This is a genomic window from Psychrobacter sp. H7-1 (assembly GCF_904846585.1).
GTDB classification, from domain to species: Bacteria; Pseudomonadota; Gammaproteobacteria; order Pseudomonadales; family Moraxellaceae; genus Psychrobacter; species Psychrobacter raelei.
The window spans coordinates 1-1,140 of sequence record NZ_CAJHBH010000097.1 but is presented as its reverse complement, the minus strand read 5'-3'; the positions used below and the strand labels follow the sequence as shown (position 1 = coordinate 1,140).

Annotated in this window: 1 protein-coding gene; it reads left to right on the top strand. The window is 54.3% G+C overall.

The features are described from left to right. Nucleotides 1–1,140, top strand: a 1,140-nt coding sequence (locus tag JMX92_RS13315; protein WP_413786871.1) for a hypothetical protein, incomplete at both ends; no start/stop codon positions are given.

Here is a 1,140-nt window from a genome sequence, read left to right as displayed (position 1 = left end):
CAACCGAAGGTGGTTTCTACGGTGGTGACGCCCAGTACCTAGGTGGTGTGTATGAAGGTAATGGCGCCCAAGGTACCTATGGTGCTAAATCTGATACCCAAAGTGCAGCAGAACAAGCAGCGATAGACGCGCAAGCTGCTGCTGATATTGCCAAGGCCCAAACAGCTGAGCAACAAGCAGCAGCAGACACCGCAAAAGCGGCCGCAGAGAAAGCGGTAGCAGATGCTCAAAAAGCACAAGCGGCGTTAGAGCGTGCACAGGCCAATCTTGAAAGCGCAGGCGAAGGTGGAGACGGCGGCTTAGCTGACGCCCTAGCACGTGCAGAAGCTGCCGAGAGTGCACAAACAGCAGCAGAGGACTTAGCAGCCAAAGCGCAAGCTGCGCAGCAAGCAGCAGAATCAGCGAAAGCGGCGGCAGACACTGCCCTAATCGCTGCGCAAAATGCTGCAGATAAAGCGGTTGGTGATGCCAAAGTAGCGGCACAACAGCAGGTAGCTCAGGCACAAGCAGAGACAGAAGCGGCAAACACTGCAGCGCTACAAGCCAAAGTGGACGCAGAGGCTGCCAAGCAAGAAGCTCAAACAGCGAAATCTGAAAAAGATCGTTTAGTAGCAGCCGCTGAAGACAGCGCACAGCAATCAGAGCAAGCAGCTCTACAAGCTCAGCAAGCTGCCTCAGCAGCCACCAAGCTTGCCGCAGCAGAAAAAGCCAAAGCACAAGCCGCACAAGCAGATGCGCAGGCATCTCAAACACAGTTAACAGCAGCACAAGCGGCACTAGAACAAGCAGAGCAAGCGTTAGCAGAAGCTCAAGCCAATGGTGGTAACACAGAAGCACTACAAGCAGAAGTCGATCGCAGAGACGCCGCCTTAACTGCAGCAAATGGGGCCGCTGCACAAGCACAGCAAACAGCAGCCGATGCCATTGCGGCAGCGCAGGCGCAAACGACAGCTGCCGAAGAAGCCCTACAAGCAGCTAATAATGCAGCAGCAGCGGCAGAGATTAAGAATGCGGCTGAATCAGCGAAGAGTGGTGTACAGACCTTAAATGTAGACGTTGTACCGTTAAACAAAGTATTTAACACCACCACACGCGACTTTGACGCAGATAGCACAAGCGTTGTTGCCCGCGCTGATCTGG